Source organism: Natronomonas sp., from assembly GCF_036625485.1.
GTDB lineage: Archaea > Halobacteriota > Halobacteria > Halobacteriales > Haloarculaceae > Natronomonas.
Genome location: NZ_JAZKTR010000167.1, coordinates 1 through 5056 on the forward strand (window position 1 = coordinate 1; position 5056 = coordinate 5056).

General features: G+C 65.4%; 8 protein-coding genes. 4 read left to right on the top strand and 4 right to left on the bottom strand.

Annotation, left to right across the window (positions count from 1 at the left end; genetic code table 11):
• On the top strand, positions 1-563 hold a 563-nt coding region (locus V5A53_RS12840; protein ID WP_332314016.1), incomplete at its 5' end, for a sensor histidine kinase.
• Between the two features lie 32 nt (positions 564-595).
• Positions 596-1588: a TIGR04024 family LLM class F420-dependent oxidoreductase gene (locus tag V5A53_RS12845; protein WP_332314017.1), complete on the top strand. Its 993-nt coding sequence runs from the start codon at positions 596-598 to the stop codon at positions 1586-1588.
• On the opposite strand, the gene V5A53_RS12850 is transcribed toward V5A53_RS12845, so the two are convergent.
• From V5A53_RS12850 to V5A53_RS12860, 3 genes are read right to left on the bottom strand one after another with little or no spacing between them, the layout of a single operon-like run.
• On the bottom strand, positions 1589-1843 hold the full coding sequence (locus V5A53_RS12850) for a hypothetical protein (RefSeq protein ID WP_332314018.1): 255 nt from the start codon (positions 1841-1843) through the stop codon (positions 1589-1591).
• Entirely contained in the window at positions 1840-2538 is a 699-nt protein-coding gene (locus tag V5A53_RS12855) for a sugar phosphate nucleotidyltransferase (protein WP_332314019.1), read from the bottom strand. The genes V5A53_RS12850 and V5A53_RS12855 overlap by 4 nt, the downstream gene beginning before the upstream one ends.
• 48 nt (positions 2539-2586) lie before the next feature.
• Positions 2587-2742: a hypothetical protein gene (locus V5A53_RS12860; protein ID WP_332314020.1), complete on the bottom strand. Its 156-nt coding sequence runs from the start codon at positions 2740-2742 to the stop codon at positions 2587-2589.
• Between the two features lie 263 nt (positions 2743-3005).
• Between V5A53_RS12860 and V5A53_RS12865 the strand changes: the two genes are divergently transcribed.
• Together V5A53_RS12865 and V5A53_RS12870 are read left to right on the top strand one after the other, a co-directional pair.
• Complete coding sequence (locus V5A53_RS12865) at positions 3006-3473, top strand: helix-turn-helix transcriptional regulator (RefSeq protein ID WP_332314021.1); 468 nt, start codon at positions 3006-3008, stop codon at positions 3471-3473.
• A 110-nt stretch (positions 3474-3583) separates the two neighbouring features.
• Entirely contained in the window at positions 3584-3793 is a 210-nt protein-coding gene (locus tag V5A53_RS12870; protein WP_332314022.1) for a TRAM domain-containing protein, read from the top strand.
• Between the two features lie 105 nt (positions 3794-3898).
• Here the strand turns inward: V5A53_RS12870 and V5A53_RS12875 are convergent.
• The coding region (locus V5A53_RS12875; protein WP_332314023.1) for a peroxidase family protein at positions 3899-5056 on the bottom strand (1158 nt) is incomplete at its 5' end.

A 5056-nucleotide genomic window follows, 5' to 3' on the forward strand; every position in this document is an offset into this window, starting at 1 on the left:
CCGCGAAGACCCTCCGCGAGATGGCCGAAACGGCCAACGACATGGCGCGGATCGTCGGCCAACGGTCCTCGTCGGCCGACTACGAGATCGATCTCGCCGACACCGTCGCGGAGGTCCGTGCCGAAGCCTCGGAGACCTACCCTGAGGCCGAAATCGTCGCGGATATCCCATCGAACCGCCCCGTCCGGGCGGACTCGAAACTGACTCGGGTCTTCCGAGAACTGGTCGACAACGCCGTCGAATACGGTGACGCCGAGTCGCCACGGGTGTGTTTCGAACTCCGTGACGGCAGCGCCGAGAACTTCGTCACCCTCGCGGTGTCCGACAACGGCCCCGGAATTCCGGCGGCCGACCGCGAGCGCATTCTCGGTGAACGGGAGATAACCCAACTCGACCACGCACAGGGTATCGGCCTGTGGCTGGTCGAGTGGCTGGTCGAATCCTACGGTGGCGTCCTCAGTTTCGACGTCGACGAGGGAGGCACGACAGTCCTGCTGGAGTTGCCCGCATACGGGGGCGACGACGGAACTGAAACGGACGACGAACGCCTCGACGCTGCCTGACCCTTATCACGGACCGCGACGCAGTGGTCTCCATGTCCGAACGAGACATCGTCGTCCCCAGCGGAATGGACGACATCGACGACGTCGCCGCGATGGCGACCCACGCCGAAGACCACGGCTACGACCGCATCTCCCTGCCCGAGGTGACGGGCCGGGACGGCGTCACGCTGCTGGCCATCCTCGCGGACCGGACCGACACGATCGGTCTCTCGAACGACGTCTTCTCCCCGTGGGGGCGTTCGCCCGCGATACTCGGTCAGACGGGCGTCACCCTGCAGGAGGCCAGCGACGGTCGCTACCGGATGGGTCTGGGCGCTTCCTCGCCGGACCTGACCGAGAAGTGGCACCTCGCCGAGTTCGACCGCCCGCTCCGGCGCCTCCGGGAGACGGTCGAACTCGTCAAGCAGGTCACCAGCGGCGAACGGATCGACTACGACGGCGAGTTCTTCGAGGGCGGCGGCCTCAGCCTTCGGGGTGTCGACCCTGCCGAGGTCCCCGTCGACGTGGCCGCCCTCGGACCGAAAGCCGTCGAACTCGCGGGCCGCTTCGCCGACGGGTGGGTCCCGCAACTGTTCACCCCCGAGGCACTCGAAGACCGTCTCGACGACCTCCGCCGCGGTGCCGAGTTGGGCGACCGCGACCCCGAGGACCTGCGCGTGGCCGTCACCGTTCGCTCCTGCGTATTGGACGACCCCGAGCGCGCACGCGAGGTCGCACGGCGGCAACTCGCCTTCATGATCGGTGCCTACGGGCCATACTACCGGCAATCGATCGCCGAACAGGGGTTCGAAGCGGCGACCGATTCGGTACACGAGGCGTGGACCGAGGGCGACCGCGAGGCAGCCGTCGCCGCGGTCACCGACGAGATGGTCGACCGACTGGTCGCCGTTGGGACGCGGGAAACCGCCGAGGAGCGCCTCCAGCGCTACGAGGCGATCGACGGCGTCGACGCGGTCCGCATCGGCTTCTTCGGCGAGATGACCGCCGAGGAACGGCGCCGGACGACCGAGATGCTGGCGCCGTAGTCACTCGTCGGCCAACTCCGCTGCGAGGGCGCGAGCCCGTTCGACGTGCTCGTCGGCTTCGCTGTTGCCCGTTCCCTCGACCTTCGCCAGCAACTGCACGACGACAGCCGCCCGCTGGGTCTGCACGTCGGGGGCGGCCTCTCGGAGATCGTCGGCGACGGCTTCGGCCTCACCCAGTAACCTGCTCGCGCTCCGCTCGACGGGTAGCTCGGCGGTCGCCGCGAGGTGTTCGTAGAGGCGGTCGGCGTCGCTCACAGGCGTTCCTCCGCGCGTTCGATATCGGCGTCGGTGTTGACGTTGACGCGCCAGCCGTCGAGTTCGACCGTCTCGACTTGGCCGCCGTGATTCAGCAACCACTCGATAGCGTCGGGCAGTTCGTACTCGCCGCGGTCGGAGGGGTCGATAGCCCGACAGGCCTCGAAGATTCGTGGCGAGAAGGCGAAACAGCCGGTCGTCGCCAGCGTGGTCGGGGGGTCGCCGGGTTTCTCGACGAGGCCGGCCACCTCGCCGTCTTCGATACGGACGACCCCGCCGCGCTTTGCGCGCTCGCGGTCGACGTCTTCGACGAGCAACGTCGCATCGGCGTCGGTTCGGCGGTGGGTGGAGGCCACCTCGCCGACGTTCCCACGGAGGACGTTATCGCCGTTCAGCTGCAGGAAAGAGTCGTCGATGACCGGTTCGGCCTGCCGGACGGCGTGAGCGAGGCCGCGCTGGGTCGGCTGTTCGACGTAGGTAATCGGGCGGCCGTCGTAGGTCTCGCCGTAGTGGTCCCGAATCCGGTCGCCACGGTAGCCGATAACGACGACGTAGCCGTCGACGTGGGATACGAGCGCCTCGAAGACGTGGGTCAGAAGGGGCCTGCCGGCGACGCGGACCAGTGCCTTCGGTCGGTCGTCGGTCTGCGGTCGGAGTCGGGTGCCGCGGCCGGCGGCGGGAACCACGCCGTGCATGGAGCGTGATTCGCGCCGGTCGGACAAACCGTTGTCCGTCCTCGGATGTTACGCCTCTGTGACGAGGAAGGTGTGGCCGCCGCGTCGCTCGAAGTAGACGTCGTCGGCTTCCCGGGCGTACCGGCGGACACGATCGAATTCGAGGTCGCTGACGTCGATAACGCCGTTGTGCGTCGGCTCGCTGGGTCGGGTACTTGCTGACATATGAACGACTACACCACGAAGTCCTAAAGGGGCGAGCCAACCCCGGAGTGAAAGTGAAAGTAACGGACGGCGTCGACCCGATGGGTGAATCACCGTCGGTTACGGTGCTCGATTCGAACGGTAAGTCCGCCCCGGTGCTATTATCCACCGTCTAGTCGGACACCTAATACCCGCTGCCGTTTTCAACACCTGAAAACGCTGAACACCCCTTATGATGGTATAGGTGGAAAGGAAGGTATGGTTGACACGACCGTGGTCGAAACATGAGTGCGGAGGGAACGCGCGGCGCATCCGTCGAACAGCTGTACCGGGAACTGACCGAAGAGGGCTCGGTCGAACTGACAGAGGAGGCCTCCGGGTCGGCGGCCGTCGTCGACGGCGTTACCGGACAGCTGTTCCCCGAGGAATCCTTCCAGTTCGAGGAGGACCTGGTGAAACACTCCCTCGAAGAACTCCTCCTGGTTCTCGTGGCGCTGCGGGACGCCGAAACCCACGGAAAGGGCCTGATGGACGACCTGTCGACGCTGTTCGACGCTCGCCTCAGCCCCGGGACGGTCTACCCCCGACTCCACGACCTCGAAGACGAGGAGGTTCTCGAGATGCACGAACTGGTCCGGACCAAGGAGTACCGCATCAACGACGCCGAGACCGCCCGCGAGCAGATCGAAACGGCGATGCAACAGCATCTCGCGCTCGGCTTCGTCTTCTATTCCGCGCTGCAGGACCTCTGAATCCGCTTTCTCTACTCTACGCGACGCTCCGATAGCTACGGCTCCGGCCCGGCGACAGGTTTGAAGGGCCCCTCCTGCGTAGGCCCACCAGTGGAGTGTCATTTGATACCATGAGTCAATCCGATACCGCTCCGGTCGAGGAAGGTGAATCCCACTACGTCGAGATCGAGGAACTCGGCGACGAAGGCGACGGTATCGCCTACATAGAGGGGTTCGTCATCTTCGTCCCGGAGGCTGACCCCACCGATTCGGTCGACATCGAAATCGACTCTGTGCAGGACTCCTTCGCGACGGCCGAGATCGTCGAGCAACACAACTGACGGGCCGCTCCGGCCTCGCGAATATCCGAGCAAACGAGCCTGAAAAATTCGGTGAGCGTTCGACGGTCGTAAACCGAGTCGACAACCCGAAACGCCTTCCCGGGCTTACTCGAGGTCGAAGCGGTCGAGATGCATCACTTTGCCCCATGCATCGACGAAGTCCTGGACGAACTTCTCCTCACCGTCGTCGGCTCCGTAGGCCTCAGCGATGGCGCGAAGCCGAGAGTTCGAGCCGAAGATGAGGTCCACGCGGGAGCCCGTCCACTCGACTTCATCCGTGTCACGATCGCGTAGCTCGTAGACGTTCTCCGACACCTGTTCCCACTCGTAGCGCATGTCGAGGACGTTCTCGAAGAAGTCGTTGGTCAGCGTCTCCGGCTGATCGGTGAAGACCCCGAGGTCCGTATCCTGATGGTTCGCGTCCAGCGCTCGCATGCCGCCGACCAGCACCGTCATCTCGGGGGCCGTCAGCGTGAGGAGGTCTGCCCTGTCGACCAGCAGCTCTTCTGCCGTGCGGTCGGCTTCCTCCTCGTCGATGTAGTTCCGGAAGCCGTCTGCCTTGGGCCGAAGCGCCTGGAAGGATTCGACGTCGGTCTGCTCCTGTGAGGCGTCCGTGCGTCCGGGCTCGAACGGGACCTCCACGTCGTAGCCGGCCTCCGCGGCCGCCTGCTCGACGGCCGCGTTGCCACCCAGCACGATGAGGTCAGCCAGCGAAACTCTCGTCCCGTCGGACCGGGAACCGTTGAACTCTTCCTGAATCTCCTCGAGGGTCTCAAGCACCGTCTCCAGTTCTTCGGGCTCGTTTACCTCCCAGCTCTTCTGCGGTTCGAGGCGGATACGGGCACCGTTGGCGCCACCGCGCTTGTCGCTGTCGCGGTACGTCGCGGCCGAGGCCCAGGCGGTCTTGACCAGCTGGGAGACCGAAAGGTCCGACGCGAGGATCTCTTCTTTGAGCGCGTCGATTTCCTCGTCGCCGATGAGGCCGTGGTCAACGTCGGGGACGGGGTCCTGCCAGATCATCTCCTCGTCGGGAACCTCCGGCCCGAGGAACCGCTCCGGCGGGCCCATGTCGCGGTGGATGAGCTTGTACCAGGCCTTCGCGAAGGTCATCCCGAACTCCATGGGGTTCTCCTGGAAGCGCTCGATAATCTCCCGGTAGTCCGGGTCCCGCTTGAGGGCGACGTCCGTCGTCAGCATCATGGGCGTGACCTTCTCTGAGGGGTCGTGGGCGTCCTGTGCGGACTCGTGGAGTTCCTCGTCGAC